This is a genomic window from Nannocystis punicea (assembly GCF_026965555.1).
In the GTDB taxonomy this organism is placed as follows: Bacteria; Myxococcota_A; Polyangia; order Nannocystales; family Nannocystaceae; genus Nannocystis; species Nannocystis punicea.
In genome coordinates, this window is the sequence record NZ_CP114040.1 from 10,062,261 (window position 1) to 10,077,311 (window position 15,051).

Consider the following 15,051-nt stretch of genomic DNA (forward strand, 5'->3'; position numbering starts at 1 on the left):
CTACTCGATCGCCGGCGCGGCGTCACGGGGCGGCGGCTTCAGGGCCGCCGACACCGAGCGCGGGGTGATCCCCTCGGCCAGCACCAGCGCCGCCAGGAACGTCCCCATCGACGTCGCCGCCGTCACCAGCGCGCGCACCAGCGGCAGCGGCACCGCCCCGGCCAGCAGCATGCGGACGCCCGCGCCCGCGGCGATCGCCAGACCTGTCCACAAGGCCAGGCGGAGCAGCGACCCGACGTAGCGGCCGACGTCGAGCTGCAGGTGGCGCAGGGCGAAGCGGAGCAGCACCCAGAACGCGACCGGGTAGCCGAGCACCCACGCCCACGCCACCGACGCGTAGCCGAGCCAGTCGCCGAGCACGATCGCCGCCACCGCGAACCACAGCGGCATCGTCACCGCCGCCACCGCCATGTAGGTCAGGGTCAGGCTCGGCCGGCCGACCCCGTCGAGGAGCGGAGGGACCACCGCGCTGAGCGCCCGCAACAGCGCCGCGATCGCCAGCACCCGCACCGCCGCCGCCGCGCCGACCCACTGCTCGTCGAGCAGCAGCAGCAGGTCGGGCGCCGCCGGCACCACGATCACCAGGAAGCCGGCGACGACGAGGAAGCTGAGCCGCGACAATTTTAAAAACTGTTCCGCGAGCGCGGCCGGCCGGTCGCGCGCGCGCGAGAACGCCGGGAACGCCACCGACACGACCACCGTGGAGATGATGCGGGCCGGGTCGAGCGCGAGGTCGGCGGCGGCCTTGTAGAGGCCGAGGGCGGCGCGGCCGAAGAAGGAGCCGACGATGTAGAAGTCGAGGCCGGTGTAGACGAAGAAGAGGATCCGGCTGAGCGAGGTCTTGAGGCCGAACAGCACCGCCTCGCGGGTGGCCGCCCAGTCGAACAGGAAGCGCGGCAGCCACGCCTGGAAGTACTGCACCCCCGCGGTGGTCACCACGGTGCGGCCGATCGCCCCGGCGATGAAGCACCAGATCCCCACCAGCGGCGCCGCGACCAGCAGCGCCACGTTCTCGGCCACGCTGGCGAGGAAGCGGATCAGCGAGAACTCGCGGAAGCGCAGCTCGCGGATCATCAGCGCCCCCGGCACCATGTACAGGTTCTGCAGCAGCAGCTTGACGCAGTGCGCCTGCAGCATCCAGCCGACGATCGGCGCCTCGTAGTGGCTGGCGAGCAGCGGCGCGACGGCGAAGAAGATCGCCGCGACGATCGTGAGCGACAGGAGCAGGTTGAGCCAGAACACCGTCGACAGGCGCGCCGGCGTGTGGTCGCCCTGCTGGACCAGCGCCCCCGGCAGCCCCAGCTCGGTCGCCAGGTCGAGGATCGGGATCGCCGCCAGCGCCAGCGTCGCCACCCCGTACTCCTCCGGGCTGATCCAGATCGCCAGCAGCACCGCCTTGGTCGCCACGTCGAGCACGCCCATCAGCGCCGTGGCCGTGCCGACCCACGCCAGGCTCTGGTTGACGCGGACCTGCTCCTCGCGCTCCGACATCCTCACTCCCGCCGCAGCACCGCGCAGCTGACCCGGTAGGGGCGAAACAGCCACCGCAGGCGCGAGCCCGCGGTCCCGCTCGGGCTGTCCCGAAGGCCAGCCAGCTTGCGGACGTCGCGGACCAGCAGCCACGGCCGGCGCAGCAGCTCGGGCCCGTAGCTCGGCCCGTCGACGACCTCGGCGCGGACCAGGCGCAGCTCCGGGAACAGCTCGCGGGACATGTCCTTGGGGTCAGGTCGATAGTACGTGTCGATCGGGTCGGGGTGGTACGGGTAGCTGAACGGCACCGTGACCACCAGCAGCCCGCCGGCGGGCACGAGCGCCGACAGGCCGGCGGCCAGGGCTGCGCGGTCGGTCACGTGCTCGAGCATGTTGCAGCACAGGATCGCCCGCGCCCCGACCGCGCGCAGGCGGGCCCTGCCCGCCTCGCTCAGCGCGTCCGCGGCGATGTCGACCCCCGGCAGCGCCTTCAGGTCGCTGTGCACGATCGCCGCCCCGCGCCCCCGCAGCGGCGCGAACACCTCGCGGTCGATCCACGGCTGCACGACCGTGCGGAACTGCAGGTCGCTGCTGCCGAGGTTGAGCAGCGGCGTCAGCTCGGCGTCGCCGAGCTCCTGCAGCCGCGCCCGCAACCACCGCGCCTCGACCTCAAGCACCGACCTGCTCCTCGGGACAGCCGAACCTCGGCCCCCGCTCGCATCGCCGCTCTAGCATCGACCTGCTCCTCGGGACAGCCGACCCACACGCGCACCTGCTCTTTCGGCCACGTTTCGCTCAGGCACAGACCTGCTCCTCGGGACAGCCGACTCACACACACGGCCAGCACCTGCTCTCTCGGCCACGTTCCGCTCGGGCACCGACCTGCCCCTCCGGACAGCCGATCCACACGCACGACCAGGACCTGCTCTTTCGGCCACGTTCCGCTCGGGCACCGACCTGCCCCTCCGGACAGCCGACCCACACGCACGGCCAGCACCTGCTCTCGGCCACCTTCCGCTCAGGCACGACCTGCCCCTCCGGACAGCCGACTCACACGCACGGCCAGCACCTACTCTCTCGGCCACGTTCCGCTCAGGCACCGACCTGCTCCTCGGGGCTGCTCGCCACCGACTCGAGCCCGCCGGCCAGCGCGACCTGGGCGACGAAGCCGAGCCGCTCCTTCGCGCGCGCCGGGTCGAGCACGTAGCGCATCACCTCGCTGCCGCGGTACGGCAGCGCGCCGAGGTCGACCAGGTCCGTGCGGTCCAGGCGCCACGCCAGCGCCTGCACCACCATCGCCACGGCCGACTCGACCCCGGTGCCGGCGTTGTAGACCCCGGCGGGCGCGCTGCGCTCGGTGCAGCGGGCCAGCAGGCGGGCCACGTCGCGGACGTGGATGAAGTCGCGGGTCTGCTCCCCGGGCGTGCACGCGAACCGCCGGCCCGCCCGCAGGGCCGCGAGCAGCGACGGGATCAGCATCCCCGGGCGCTGACCTGGCCCGTAGACCACCCCCGGGCGGACGATCACCGCCTCGAGGCCGAGCCGGGCCGCCGCCGCGCGGACCTCGTCCTCGCCGCGGATCTTCGCCCGCGCGTACGGCGTGTCGCCGAGCCGCTGCGCGTCCTCGACGAAGGGCACCGGCTGCAGCCCGTAGACCTCGCCGGTGCTGACGTACACCACCCGCCGAGCCCCGCGCGCCGCCGCCACCGCCAGCGCCCGCAGCGGCGCGGCCACGTGCGCCTCCGCCAGCGCCTCCTCGCCGCCCTCGCGGCCGCCGCCGGCCCAGATCAGCACATGCACTTCCGGACATGTCCGTTCCGACAGGCCCTCGCGACCGAACGCGACCACCGGCGCCCCGGCGAGCGCGCCCGCGGCGGCGCGGCCGATGAAGCCGCCGCCGCCGCCGATCGCCACGGCCGCGCCCGTCACGCCGCCCCCAGCAGCTCGCGGTACCAGGCGATCGTGCGCTGCAGGCCCTCGTCGAGCCCGTGGCGCGGGCGCCAGCCGAGCACCCGCCGCGCCTTCTCGGACGCCAGGAATTGCTCGCGGATCTCCCGCGACGCCTCGCCGAGGATCACCGGCGGCAGGTGGCGCGCGTCCATGTGGCCGAGCACCCGGTCGACGATCTCGAGCACGCTCTGCGGCCGCTCGTCGGAGAAGTTGAACGCCTCGCCGACCACCTCGGGCCGGTCCATCTGCTCGGCCAGCTCGAGGTACGCCGCCACCGCGTCGCCGACGTACACGTAGTCGCGCACGAAGGTCCCGTCGCTGCGCACGATCGGCCGCTCGCCGCGGACCACCGAGCGCACCGTCCCGGGGATGATGCGGTTCCAGTTGAGGTCGCCGGGCCCGAACAGGTTGCCGCAGCGGGTCACGCACACCGGCAGCTGGTAGCTGTCGAAGTAGCAGCGGGCGATCAGGTCGGTGCAGCTCTTCGAGCAGTCGTAGGGGAAGCGGCCCTCGAGCGGCGACGCTTCGGTGTACGGCAGCACCGGCTGGTCGCCGTAGGCCTTGTCGGAGCTGGCGACGACGACCCGCCGGACCTTGCGCTCGTTGCGTCGGCACGCCTCGAGCAGGTTGTACGAGCCGCGGACGTTGGCCTCCCAGGTCGACAGCGGGTTGCGCCCGGCGGTGCCGACGATCGTCTGCGCCCCGAGGTGGAACACCGCCTCGATCTCGTGCTCGTTGATCACCCGCTCGAGCAGCGCGTAGTCCTCGAGCTGGCCCTGCACGCTGACGCAGCGGCGGTCGAGCCCGCGGCCGTGGAACAGGCTGCGCGGCACCCCGTCGCGGACCAGGCACACCGGCGCCGCCCCGCGGGCCAGCAGCTCCTCGACCATGTGGCTGCCGAGCAGCCCGGTCGCCCCGGTGACGAGCACGTTCTTGTCTGTCCAAAAGGACATATTACCACTTCCTCCACGGCGCCGCGCCGCCGGTCCACGCGCGCTCCAACAGCTGCAGGTCGCGGAAGGTGTCCATGCACTGCCAGAAGCCCTCGTGCCGGTGGACCCGCAGCTGGTCGTCGGCGGCCAGCTGCTCGAGCGGCTCGCGCTCGAGCGTGCAGGCGTCGTCGTCGCGCACGTACTCGAGCATGCCGCGGCGGAACACGAAGAAGCCGCCGTTGATCCAGCCCTCGGTGACGGCCGGCTTCTCGCTGAAGCGGTCGACGCGGTCGCCGTCGGTCAGCAGCTCGCCGAAGCGGCTCTGCGGCCGCACCCCGGTGACCGTCCCGATCTTGCCGTGGCTGCGGTGGAACGCCAGCAGCGCGCGCAGGTCGACGTCGCACAGGCCGTCGCCGTAGGTCAGCATGAAGTCGTCCTCGTCGAGGTGACGGCCGACCCGGCGCAGCCGCGCCCCGGTCATCGCCTCCTCGCCGGTGTCGACGCAGGTCACGCGCCAGCGCGCCTCGGGCGGGTTGTGCAGCGTCAACTTCCCGCCCTGCCCGAGGTCGACCGTGAAGTCGCCCGACAGCGCCGCGAAGTCGAGGAAGTAGCGCTTGATCACCTCGGCGCGGTAGCCGAGACACAGCACGAAGTCGTCGAACCCGAACGACGCGTAGTAGCTCATGATGTGCCAGAGGATCGGCCGCCCCGCGACCTCGATCATCGGCTTGGGACGCAGCTCCGTCTGCTCTTTGAAGCGGGTCCCCTTGCCCCCGCACAGGATGACGACCTTCATCACGACCTCCCCAGGACCTCGTCGTAGACCGCCTGGAGGCGCTCGCGGTGGGCCTCCACGCTGTACTCCGCCTGCATCTTGCGCCGCCCGGCCTCGCCGAGGGCGTGCCGCTCGTCTGCACTTCGGGACAGACGCACCAGGTGCCCCGCCAGCCCGGCGACGTCGCGCTCCGCGGCCAGGAGCCCCGTCTGCTCGTGCTCGACCTGCTCGGGGATCCCCGCGTGCCGCGTCGCCACGATCGGCAGCCCCGCCGCCGAACCCTCGCAGATCACCGTCGGCGTGCCCTCCTGGTCGCCGTCGCGGGCGGTCCGGCTCGGCACCAGCAGCACGTCCGCCTCTTGCATGGCCGAAGAGACAGGTGTCGCCGGCGCCGCCCACGTCACGTCGAGCCGCAGCGACTCCGCCAGCGCCCGCAGCGGCCCGGCCCCCGCCGAACCTGTCCCCAGGAGCATGACCTCGAGGTCAGCCCCCGCCGCGCGCGCCTCGGCGCAGGCCCGCAGGCCGTCGTCAAAGCCCTTCTTCTCGACCTCGCGGCCGACCATCAGCACCCGCGTGCGCGCCCGCGGGGCCCGCTGCGTCGGCTGGAACCGCGACAGGTCGACGCCGAGCGGCACCACGCGGATCTTGCTCTCGGGACAGCCCTGGGCGACGAGCTCCCCGCGCATGTGCTGCGACAGCGCGAGGAAGCGGTCGCCGCGGCGGAACAGCGCCGGCGCCAGCGCGGCGAAGTGCCAGTAGGCCGGCAGCAGCCGCAGCCGCGAGCGGCGGACGGTCACGTCCTTGCCGTAGAAGCTGGTCACCAGCGGCAGCCCGCAGCGGGCCGCCGTGAGCAGCGCGTGCGCCCCCGTCTGGCCGAGGTGCGCGTGGATCAGCGACACCCCGCGGGCCCACCGCGACAGCCGCGGCGACAGCGTGGTCGCGCGGTACAGCAGCGCCTCGAGCGCCCCGAGCGGCAGGTCGCGCAGCGCGGTCACCTCGCCCTCCGGGAACTTGTCGCGCGACAGGCGTTCGACCGCGAACACGCGCACCGCGTAGCGCCGCAGCGACCGCATCGACGTGTAGATGAACGTCTCCGACGGCGGCAGGAATTCGTGGCGCACAAAGCCGACGGTCGGCGAGGTCGACATGCCGAGCGAACGGCCGCGAACGTACGCTCCGGCGCGCGAGGGTGTCAACCGGCCCTCGCCCACCCATGACTTGCCGCACGCCCTCCGCGGCCGCCTCGGCACGCAGTCCTCGCCGAGCTCTGGTATCGCGCGAGGACCCGCGACAAAGGTGGCCTCACCTGCCGCCGCAGCTCGCACGGCCAGGCTGCAGGCCGCTCACGAGGACCGCGATGCTCCTGCCCGACCTCACCACTCGACCCGCGTGCGCCCTGCAGGAGCGACGCCTCGCGAGGATCCCGCCCGGCTCCACCGGGTGCACCCTGCAGAGCGCCCGCGCTGCACCTCGAAGCTTGCGATGAGCCTGCTCGACTTCACCGCGTGCCCCGCGTGCGTCCTGCGGGGCCGCCCTGCGACGCGGAGGACTCGACCCGCCTGCACCCTGCAGGAGCGCCCACGCTGCGACGCTGAGGCTCTGCGATGATCCTGCCCCCGCTCCACGACTCGGCCCGCCTGCACCCGGCAGGAGCGCCCACGCTGCGACGCAGAGGCTCTGCGATGATCCTGCCCCGCTCCACGACTCGGCCCGCCTGCACCCTGCAGCAGCGCCCACGCTGCGACGCAGAGGCTCTGCGATGATCCTGCCCCCGCTCCACGACTCGGCCCGCCTGCACCCTGCAGCAGCGCCCACGCTGCGACGCAGAGGCTCTGCGATGCTCTCTGCCTCGCTCAACGACTCGACCCGCCTGCACCCTGCAGCAGCGCCCACGCTGCGGCGCAGAGGCTCTGCGATGATCCCTGTCCCGCTCCACGACTCGGCCCGCCTGCACCCTGCAGCAGCGCCACGCTGCGATGTAGAGGCTCTGCGATGATCCCTGTCCCGCTCCACGACTCGGCCCGCCTGCACCCTGCAGGAGCGGCCGCGCGGCACCTCGGAAGCTCCGCCATGATCCTGTTCGACCTCACCCCGCCACCCGCGTGCGCCCTGCAGGAGCGCCCACGCGACACCTCGGAGGCCCCGCGATGATCCTGCCCGACCTCACCACCAGGGACGCGTGGGAGCTGCGTCGGCGCCCCGAGATCGACGAGGAGGACCTGTGGCTCACGCCCGGGCCGGTGGTCTGGCAGGCCGAGCGCTTCCGCGGGCCGCCGCCGATGTTCTACCCCGTCTACCGCAGCGGCGACCTCTTCGCGACCTCGCCGCTGCCGCTCATCGTGCACAAGGGCGCGCTCGAGCTCGACGCCGACGTCGCCCGCCAGGTCGGCGCCGCCGTCCGCTACCTCGCCACCAACGCGACCATCGATCGCCGCGTGCGGCGCGTCGGCTGCCCCGAGCTGTCGACGCTCGAGCTGTCGGACCCGCGCGAGTACGTCGCCGCCTTCGCCGCGGCCACGCGCAGCGACGTCGCCCGGGTCGAGGCGAGGCATCCCGGCTTCACCAACCTCGTCCTGTGCGGCGGCCGCGACAGCCTCAACCTGCTGCTGCTGCCGTGGAAGAACCCGGTGATCGCCGTCAGCGCCCGGCCCAACTTCCCGCTCGTGCAGCAGTTCGTGCGCGACAACCGGCTCGGCATGGACGTCGTCGAGCTCGTCGACCGCGACGCCTCGCTGCTCGACAGCGAGATCGCCGTCAACGCCTGCCGGATCGGCCTCGATCACGTGCGCTGGGTCGCCGAGCTGCGCGAGCTCGCCGCCCGCTTCGAGCGGCGCGCCGTCTTCTGGGTCGGCGCCATGGCCGACGCCTTCACCACGCCGAAGTGGCGCACTTACAACCATTCGCTCGCGCTCGCGCGCCTGCGGGCCTTGCCCGGCCTGCGCGGCCTGGCCGACACCGACGCCGGCCAGAGCCTGTTCTCGTGGACCTGCTACTACCGCGGCGGCATGTGGCAGGGCGGCAACATGTCGTTGCTCAAGGAGATCACCGACGCGCTGGTGCTCTCGGCCTACCACGGCCCTGCCATGCGGGCCCTGCTCGCCCGCGTCGACCTGCGCGGCGCCGCCACCTCCGACATCCGCCCTGCCATCGGCGAGGCGCTCGCCGGCGCCCCGGTCGTCTACCCGACCACCAACCCCTCGCCGCCGCCCTCGCCCTTCCGCAAGCGCCGCTCGCACGTGACCGCGTTCGTCGAGGTCCTGGCCCGCCACGGCATCCGCAGCGCCTGAGCGGCCTCGGATGGTCGATGGGACATGCCTGAAAAGGCATGTCCTATCAGTCATTTTCTAATGACTGTACTTCCCGCCAGGCCGCCTCGGCTCCCCCTGCTCTTCAAGCCAGCAGCGGGGCCCGCGACCGGACTGCTCTCATCTGCCTCTTGAGCCAGGCGGGCGTGCCGAGCGCCTGCATCGCGCGGGCGAGGCGCGGCAGGGCCGCCTTGATCTTCGCTTCGGAGACCGCGCGTGGCCCGCGAGGCGCGGCAGGGTCGCCTTGATCTTCGCTTCGGAGACCGCGCGTGGCCTGCGAGGCGCGGCAGGGCCGCCTTGATCTTCGCTTCGGAGACCGCGCGTGGCTCGCTAGGCGCCGCGACTGAGGGCCTCGAACGCGAGCGATACGGGCCCTTTGCACCGCCGCCTGGCTACCGGGCCTGCATCGCACTCACCTGCCGCTCGGGACAGGCTGACGACTGCCCGCGCCGGCGGCTCAGGTGAGCGCCTGCATCGCGCGGGCGAGGCGGGGCAGGGCCGCCTTGATCTCCTCTTCGGAGACCGCGCCGACGCTGAGGCGGAACCAGCCCTCGTCGCCGGGCACGCCGAACGCCTGGAACGGGACGATGCCGATGCCCGCGTCGGTGAGCAGGTACTTGCGGACATCCTCGTTCGTCTGCAGCACCTGGCCCGCGGGCGTGCGGCGGCCGAACGGGTTGATGCGCACGGTCAGGTAGATCGCGCCCATCGGCGGGATACTGTCGACCTGCAGGCCGTCTTTCTTCAGCCCCTGGAAGCCGGTGTGGAGCAGCTCGAGGCGGCGGTCGAGGCCCTCGAGGAAACGGCTGCCGTAGGCGTGGATCGCCTCGGAGTCGCTGAGCAGGTCGACGGTCGCCATCTGCTCGGGGCGCGGCGCCCAGGCGCCGACGTGGCCGAGCACGGCCGACATCTGCTTGATGATGTCGACGGGGCCGACGGCCCAGCCGACGCGCAGGCCGGTGGCCGCGAACGCCTTGCTGATGCCGTCGACGAACACGGTGTAGCGGGCCATCTCGGGTCGGAGGCCGGGCGGCGTGACGTGCTTGGTGTCGCCGAAGCGCAGCATCCAGTAGATGTGGTCGTACATCAGGTAGACCGGGCGCTGGCCGCGTTGCTCGCGGCTGCGGTTCTCGGCCAGGATCGCGTCGCAGATGCCGCGCAGCGCGTCGGCGGTGATCGCCGTGCCGGTCGGGTTGAGCGGCGAGTTGAGGCACACCAGGCGCGCCGAGGGCAGCTCGGACAGCAGCGCCTCGCCGGTGGGCAGGAACCTGGTCTCGGGGCCACACACGACCGGCACGCCGCGGGCGCCGCACATGTGCACGTAGTGGTTGTTGTTCCAGCTCGGCACCGGGTAGATGACGGTGTCACCGGCGTCGACCACGGTGCGGTAGAGGCCGTAGATCACCGGGCGCGCGCCGCCGGCGACCAGGAAGCTGTCGAGCGGGTAGCGCAGGCCGAGCTCGCGCTCGTAGAAGCGCTGGATCGCCTGGCGCAGCTCGGCCTGGCCGTTGGCCGCCGGGTAGTTGGTCTCGCTGCGCTCGAGGGCTCGCAGGATGGCTTGCTGCAGGACCTCGGGGATCGGGAACTGCTTGGGGCTGAAGTCGCCGACTGTGAGGTTGCAGACCGGAACGCCCTGAGCCATCAGCGCGCGGATCTCGGCCGCGATCTTGAGGATCTCCGAGCCGACCAGCGCCCCGGCCATGCTCGACAGACGGGCGGCCGGGTCGGGACCCGCGTCGTTGGCGTGGGCGGTGAGGTCGGTCTGCGCGCTCTGGACGTCCTTCATCGCTACAACTATGCCACACTCCAGCGGCCCATGAGCAGCGCTCGCCAGCCGCACCTCACAGCCCGCCTCCAAGGATTCGGCACCACGATCTTCACCGAGATGACGCGCCTTGCCATTCAATTCGGCGCGGTCAACCTCGGCCAGGGTTTTCCCAACTTCGATGGGCCCGACTTCATCAAGGAGGCCGCGATCGCGGCGATCCGCGCAGGCGCAAACCAGTACTGTCGGATGAGCGGGCTGCCCGAGCTCAACCGCGCGATTGCAGCGCACCAGCAGCGCTTCTACGGCCTCTCTTACGATCCCGACAGTGAGGTCACCGTGTACTCCGGCGCGACCGAGGCCATCTGCGCGACGCTGCAAGCGCTGTGCGACACCGGCGACGAGGTCGTGCTGTTCGAGCCGTTCTACGACTCTTATCGCGCCAGCATCACCATGGCCGGCGCGGTCCCGAAGGTCGTCACGCTGCACGCGCCCGACTTCGCGTACCGCCCCGAAGAGCTCGAGGCCGCCATTACCCCCAAGACTCGGGCAATTCTTCTGAACAGCCCGCACAACCCCACTGGGAAGGTTTTTACGCGCAGCGAGCTCGAGCATATCGCTGGCCTCTGCGAGCGCTTCGACCTCCTCGCGATCACCGACGAAGTGTACGAGCACCTCGTGTATGAGGGCTCGCACGTGCCGCTCGCGACGCTGCCCGGGATGCGTGAGCGCACCGTGCTGATCTCCTCGTCGGGCAAGACCTTCAGCTTCACCGGCTGGAAGGTCGGGCACACGTGCGCGCCTCCGGCGCTCAGCGCTGCGATTCGCTGTGCGCATCAGTTCGTGACCTTCTGCACGGCCACGCCGTTTCAGCACGCGCTCGCCAAGGCCTTCGTCGCCGATGACGATTTCTTCACCGGCCTCATCGCCGAGTACCGCGCGCGCCGCGATCGCCTGTGCCAGGGCCTGCGCGAGCTCGGCTTCGGCGTGCTCGCGCCGGCCGGCACCTACTTCGTCATGACCGACATCCGCCCGCTCGGTTACGCCGACGACGTCGAGTTCTGCCGCATGCTGCCGGAGCAGGTCGGCGTCGCCGCCATCCCGCCGTCGTCGTTCTACGAGCACCCGGCGGCCGGCCGTCACCTGGTGCGCTGGGCCTTCTGCAAGACCGACGACGTGCTCGACGAGGGCCTGCGCCGCCTGCAGAAGCTGCCGCGCCGGGCGCCGCTGGCGAGCGCGGCCGGATAGAGTATCCAACATGACCCGAAGGACAGCACGCAGGAGGACCGGAGCATGAAGATCGCGGCGATCCAGAGCGACATCGCGTGGGAGGACCCGGAGGCCAACTTCACCCGCTTGCGCCCGTGGGTGGCCGCCGCCGCCGCCGCCGGGGCCAAGCTGGTCGTGCTGCCGGAGATGTTCGCCTGCGGCTTCTCGATGGCGACCGCCAACATCGCCGAGCCGCCGGGCGGGCCCTCGACCCGCTTCCTCGAGGCCCAGGCGCGCCAGCACGACCTGTGGATCTGCGGCAGCATCCCCGAGGTGCCGCACGACGAGCCCAAGCCCTACAACACGCTCGTGCTCGCCAGCCCGCACGGCCAGGTCGTCCGCTACCGCAAGATCCACCCGTTCTCGTTCGCCAAGGAGCACGAGCACTACGGCGCCGGCAGCGACCACATCACCGTCGACGTCGACGGCCTGCGCTGCACCCTGTTCGTCTGCTACGACCTCCGCTTCGCCGACGAGTTCTGGGCCCGCGCCGAGCAGACCGACGCCTACGTGGTCGTCGCCAACTGGCCCGAGCGCCGGCGCCACCACTGGACCACCCTGCTGCAGGCCCGCGCGATCGAGAACCAGGCCTACGTCGTCGGCGTCAACCGCGTCGGCCACGGCAACGGCCTCGACTACAGCGGCGACAGCCGGATCGTCGACCCCTGGGGCGAGGTGCTCGCGGCCGCCGCCGGCGGCGAGACCATGGTCCTCGCCGACGTCCGCGCCGACGTCGTCCGCGACGCGCGCGAGCGCTTCCCTGTCCTCAAGGACAGGCGCAAGGCCTAGGCGCGCCGCCACGTTCGACCTGTCCCTGCGGACAGCCTGGCGCTCCGCCCGCTGCGCCGCCCAGGGCTCGCCGCCCCCGCGCGCCGGCGCACCGGGCCACCCCGCGCGCCCTGCCTCCGGCGCAGGCATCGCCCCGGCCGGCGCAGGCCATGACATGGCCGCACGAACATGTCTCATCAGGCATCCTCCGCCAACGCCAGCAGCGCGGCGCGGCTGACCACCAGCGGCGTGAACGTCAGCGCCCCGAACCCGCACGCGACCGTCTGCCGCGCCCACTCGACGTCGTCGTCGCCGACGAGCGCCAGGAGCCCGGCCGGCCCGCCGCGGCGCAGCCCGAGCAGGGCGGCGTAGCACGGCCACAGGTACGCCCGCGCCTGCTCCTCGCGGGCTTGCGGAGCCACCACCGCCAGCCACGTCGACGGCCCGCCGAGCCGGCGGAGCGCGAACGCCAGGTCGGCCGCCCACTCGTGCCCGTGCGCGTAAAGCTGGGTGTCGCCGACGTCGACGAGCTCGGCCAGGGCCGGCTGCTCGAGCTCCCAGCCGAGCAGCCGGTGCAGCGCGTGCACGATCAGCTCGGGCCGGCGTTGCAGGAGTTCGAGGACGGGATCGACGGGCGAGGCGCACACTGGTGGGGTCATGCACGCCGCGCCGCGCCCGACCTCCGCGAATTCCCCTGTCCTTTCGCGCCGCCCTCGCCCCGGGGCCGTCCAGCCCGCGGGACACCGTCCAGCCCGCGGGACGCTACTCGGCGGGCACGTGGACCACGAGGTCGCCGCCCTTGCGCTTCAGGCACACCGCGCACGCGTCGGGCACCAGCGGCTCCTCGTAGCGCGGCTCGAAGGTCTCCTCGACCACCGGCGCGCCGTCGCGCTCGACCGCGACCACGAACTTCGCCGGGCCGCTCCAGATGTTGCCGCGGGTCTCGAGCACCTCGAGCTCGAGCCCGGTCTCGCCCGCCCGGCCCATGATCGACAGGGTGCCGCTGTCCTCGCCGTCCTCGAAGTCGGTGAAGAAGTCGAGCGCGCAGTCCTCGGCCGGCAGCTCGCAGCTCCACGTCTTCTCGGCGTAGTCGGTGGCCACGCGGAACGTGTACGAGCCCGCCCGCAGCCGCCCGCCGGGCTGGCCGTCGTCGACCACCACGACCGGCACCGAGGCCTCGCAGCCGGCGTTCATGCAGATCCCCGACGACTTGTTGCAGCCGACCGGCGCCGCGGCGAGGACCAGTCCCAAGAGCCATGTCCGTTGCAGCATGTCCTCTCCTTCATGCCCTTACGAGCATCTGCGGCGACAGCAGCGCCCCGTCGCCCGCCCCCGCCGCCTCGCCGTCGTCGTCGCCCTCGCCCTGCAGGCGGGCGTCGAGCAGGTGCGACGGCTTGACGTTGCCGGCGGCCGCCAGCAGGCTGCGGCGCACGTCGGGGTTGTTCGCCTCGAGCTGGACCAGCAGCTGGCGCACGTGGGCCCGCCGCAGGTTGTCCTGCGAGCCGCACAGGTCGCACGGCACCACCGGGAAGCCCTGCTCGATCGCGTAGGCCGCCACGTCGCGCTCCTCGCACAGGATCAGCGGGCGGATGATCGTGTTGCGCCCGTCGTCGGAGCGCAGCCGCGGCGCCATCGCCTTGAGCTGCCCGGCGTAGAGCTGGTTGAGCAGCAGCGTCTCGATCAGGTCGTCGCGGTGGTGGCCGAGCGCGATCTTCGTGCAGCCGAGCTCGACCGCGACGTCGTACAGGATGCCCCGCCGCAGCCGCGAGCACAGCGAGCAGTAGGCCTTGCCCGCCGGCACCTCGCGCTTCACCACCGAGTAGGTGTCGACGTGGACGATGCGATGCTCGTGGCCCTCGCGCTCCAGGTACTCGCGCAGCACCTCGACCGGGAAGCCCGGGTGGCCCTGGTCGAGGTTGACCGCCACCCACGTGAACGAGAACGGCACCATCCGCCGGTACTCGCGCAGCAGGTGGAGCATCGCCCACGAGTCCTTGCCGCCGGAGATGGCGACCATGATTTTGTCGCCGTCTTCGAGCAGCCCGAAGCGCCGATTCGCGCGGCTGATCTGCCGCAAGAGCGTCTGCTGGAGGCTCGCCACGCCCGGCCGGCATACCAGGGCGGGGGCGGCGCAGCAACCGCCCGCTCACAGGACCGAGCGCACGAGCGCGACCAGCCGCGGCGCGTCGCGCACGAGGTCGGCCAGCGCGACGTCGCGGCGCGAGCGGAACACGAAGCCGATCAGCCGGTCGTGCTGGCGCCACATCACCAGGTACGCCGACTCCGAGCTCGTGCGGGCGACGTCGACGCTCGACAGCTGCTTGAAGCCGACCGACAGGCCGTCGATGACCTCCACGCGCGGCATGTCTCCGATCGCCGCGTCGGCCTCGGCCCGCCGCTCCGCCAGCTCCGACGAGCCGCCCGGGACCTCCTGGTAGATCGGCTCGAACTGCGTGCTGGTGTCGACCGCGGCCCCGAGCGCCCGGCCGATCTCCACCGCCACCGGCACCACCTGCTCGCCCTTCTGCAGCACCGCCTCGATGCCCGAGGACGACGCGCCGGCCCCCTGGCGCAACCAGCCCTTGGCCGACTCCGACAGCTCGCCCAGGCTCAGCTGGCCGGCCCACGCGCGGGCCGCCCGCGCCGCCTCCGCGGTGCGCGAGCCGGCCATCTCGGCCATCTCCGCGGCCGCCCGGGTGCGGCCCTCGGGCGCGTCGCACCCGGAGACCGCCGCTCCGACCAGGAGCCATGTCCAGAGCCGACGTCGCACGCCTCGAGTCTAGCAGATCCGGCGCCGCTAGCTGACGCGCGTCTCGT

The 15,051-nt window shown here is 72.4% G+C and carries 15 protein-coding genes; 4 read left to right on the forward strand and 11 right to left on the reverse strand.

The features are described 5' to 3' along the window. The 6 genes from O0S08_RS38510 to O0S08_RS38535 form a co-directional block, all read right to left on the reverse strand. The gene (locus O0S08_RS38510) at positions 1-1,491 is read right to left on the reverse strand and encodes an oligosaccharide flippase family protein (RefSeq protein WP_269034462.1); all 1,491 of its coding nucleotides are present in this window, start codon (positions 1,489-1,491) and stop codon (positions 1-3) included. Between the two features lie 2 nt (positions 1,492-1,493). Next, a complete protein-coding gene (locus tag O0S08_RS38515) occupies positions 1,494-2,147 on the reverse strand; it encodes a class I SAM-dependent methyltransferase (RefSeq protein WP_269034463.1) in 654 nt (217 codons plus the stop codon). 415 nt (positions 2,148-2,562) lie between these two features. Further along, on the reverse strand, positions 2,563-3,399 hold the full coding sequence (locus tag O0S08_RS38520) for an NAD-dependent epimerase/dehydratase family protein (RefSeq protein ID WP_269034464.1): 837 nt from the start codon (positions 3,397-3,399) through the stop codon (positions 2,563-2,565). Beyond that, positions 3,396-4,373, reverse strand: a complete 978-nt coding sequence (locus tag O0S08_RS38525) for an NAD-dependent epimerase/dehydratase family protein (RefSeq protein ID WP_269034465.1) — start codon at positions 4,371-4,373, stop codon at positions 3,396-3,398. The genes O0S08_RS38520 and O0S08_RS38525 overlap by 4 nt, the downstream gene beginning before the upstream one ends. A gap of 1 nt (position 4,374) precedes the next feature. Continuing rightward, positions 4,375-5,148 (reverse strand): glucose-1-phosphate cytidylyltransferase, encoded by a 774-nt coding sequence (rfbF, locus tag O0S08_RS38530; protein ID WP_269034466.1) that lies wholly within the window; start codon positions 5,146-5,148, stop codon positions 4,375-4,377. Beyond that, entirely contained in the window at positions 5,148-6,275 is a 1,128-nt protein-coding gene (locus O0S08_RS38535) for a glycosyltransferase (protein WP_269034467.1), read from the reverse strand. Before O0S08_RS38535 ends, rfbF begins: the two co-directional genes overlap by 1 nt. Before the next feature lie 844 nt (positions 6,276-7,119). Here O0S08_RS38535 and O0S08_RS38540 point away from each other — a divergent pair. Both O0S08_RS38540 and O0S08_RS38545 read left to right on the forward strand, forming a co-directional pair. Further along, on the forward strand, positions 7,120-7,278 hold the full coding sequence (locus tag O0S08_RS38540) for a hypothetical protein (RefSeq protein WP_269034468.1): 159 nt from the start codon (positions 7,120-7,122) through the stop codon (positions 7,276-7,278). Continuing rightward, positions 7,275-8,414: a hypothetical protein gene (locus tag O0S08_RS38545; RefSeq protein ID WP_269034469.1), complete on the forward strand. Its 1,140-nt coding sequence runs from the start codon at positions 7,275-7,277 to the stop codon at positions 8,412-8,414. The genes O0S08_RS38540 and O0S08_RS38545 overlap by 4 nt, the downstream gene beginning before the upstream one ends. 475 nt (positions 8,415-8,889) lie before the next feature. Here O0S08_RS38545 and O0S08_RS38550 read toward each other — a convergent pair whose 3' ends face one another. Then, entirely contained in the window at positions 8,890-10,218 is a 1,329-nt protein-coding gene (locus O0S08_RS38550) for a pyridoxal phosphate-dependent aminotransferase (protein WP_276082561.1), read from the reverse strand. Positions 10,219-10,248: 30 nt separating this feature from the next. On the opposite strand from O0S08_RS38550, the gene O0S08_RS38555 reads away from it, so the two are divergent. Together O0S08_RS38555 and O0S08_RS38560 are read left to right on the forward strand one after the other, a co-directional pair. Then, positions 10,249-11,445, forward strand: coding sequence for a methionine aminotransferase (locus O0S08_RS38555; RefSeq protein ID WP_269034470.1), 1,197 nt, complete (start codon positions 10,249-10,251; stop codon positions 11,443-11,445). A 45-nt stretch (positions 11,446-11,490) separates the two neighbouring features. Beyond that, positions 11,491-12,255, forward strand: a complete 765-nt coding sequence (locus O0S08_RS38560) for a carbon-nitrogen family hydrolase (RefSeq protein WP_269034471.1) — start codon at positions 11,491-11,493, stop codon at positions 12,253-12,255. A 176-nt stretch (positions 12,256-12,431) separates the two neighbouring features. On the opposite strand, the gene O0S08_RS38565 is transcribed toward O0S08_RS38560, so the two are convergent. From O0S08_RS38565 to O0S08_RS38580, 4 genes are all read right to left on the reverse strand, one after another. Beyond that, on the reverse strand, positions 12,432-12,893 hold the full coding sequence (locus O0S08_RS38565) for a hypothetical protein (RefSeq protein ID WP_269034472.1): 462 nt from the start codon (positions 12,891-12,893) through the stop codon (positions 12,432-12,434). A gap of 103 nt (positions 12,894-12,996) precedes the next feature. Next, complete coding sequence (locus tag O0S08_RS38570; RefSeq protein WP_269034473.1) at positions 12,997-13,506, reverse strand: hypothetical protein; 510 nt, start codon at positions 13,504-13,506, stop codon at positions 12,997-12,999. 10 nt (positions 13,507-13,516) lie between these two features. After that, a complete protein-coding gene (ttcA, locus tag O0S08_RS38575; protein ID WP_269034474.1) occupies positions 13,517-14,335 on the reverse strand; it encodes a tRNA 2-thiocytidine(32) synthetase TtcA in 819 nt (272 codons plus the stop codon). A 45-nt stretch (positions 14,336-14,380) separates the two neighbouring features. Beyond that, positions 14,381-15,004 (reverse strand): hypothetical protein, encoded by a 624-nt coding sequence (locus O0S08_RS38580; protein ID WP_269034475.1) that lies wholly within the window; start codon positions 15,002-15,004, stop codon positions 14,381-14,383. Between the last annotated feature and the right edge of the window lie 47 nt (positions 15,005-15,051).

Coding starts and splice junctions, on each gene's coding strand:
- O0S08_RS38555 (WP_269034470.1), top strand. CDS start 10,249: ATGAGCAGCGCTCGCCAGCCGCACCTCACAGCCCGCCTCCAAGGATTC.
- O0S08_RS38510 (WP_269034462.1), bottom strand. CDS start 1,491: ATGTCGGAGCGCGAGGAGCAGGTCCGCGTCAACCAGAGCCTGGCGTGG.
- O0S08_RS38535 (WP_269034467.1), bottom strand. CDS start 6,275: ATGTCGACCTCGCCGACCGTCGGCTTTGTGCGCCACGAATTCCTGCCG.
- O0S08_RS38560 (WP_269034471.1), top strand. CDS start 11,491: ATGAAGATCGCGGCGATCCAGAGCGACATCGCGTGGGAGGACCCGGAG.
- O0S08_RS38540 (WP_269034468.1), top strand. CDS start 7,120: ATGATCCCTGTCCCGCTCCACGACTCGGCCCGCCTGCACCCTGCAGGA.
- O0S08_RS38550 (WP_276082561.1), bottom strand. CDS start 10,218: ATGAAGGACGTCCAGAGCGCGCAGACCGACCTCACCGCCCACGCCAAC.
- O0S08_RS38570 (WP_269034473.1), bottom strand. CDS start 13,506: ATGCTGCAACGGACATGGCTCTTGGGACTGGTCCTCGCCGCGGCGCCG.
- O0S08_RS38525 (WP_269034465.1), bottom strand. CDS start 4,373: ATGTCCTTTTGGACAGACAAGAACGTGCTCGTCACCGGGGCGACCGGG.
- O0S08_RS38545 (WP_269034469.1), top strand. CDS start 7,275: ATGATCCTGCCCGACCTCACCACCAGGGACGCGTGGGAGCTGCGTCGG.
- rfbF (WP_269034466.1), bottom strand. CDS start 5,148: ATGAAGGTCGTCATCCTGTGCGGGGGCAAGGGGACCCGCTTCAAAGAG.
- O0S08_RS38565 (WP_269034472.1), bottom strand. CDS start 12,893: ATGACCCCACCAGTGTGCGCCTCGCCCGTCGATCCCGTCCTCGAACTC.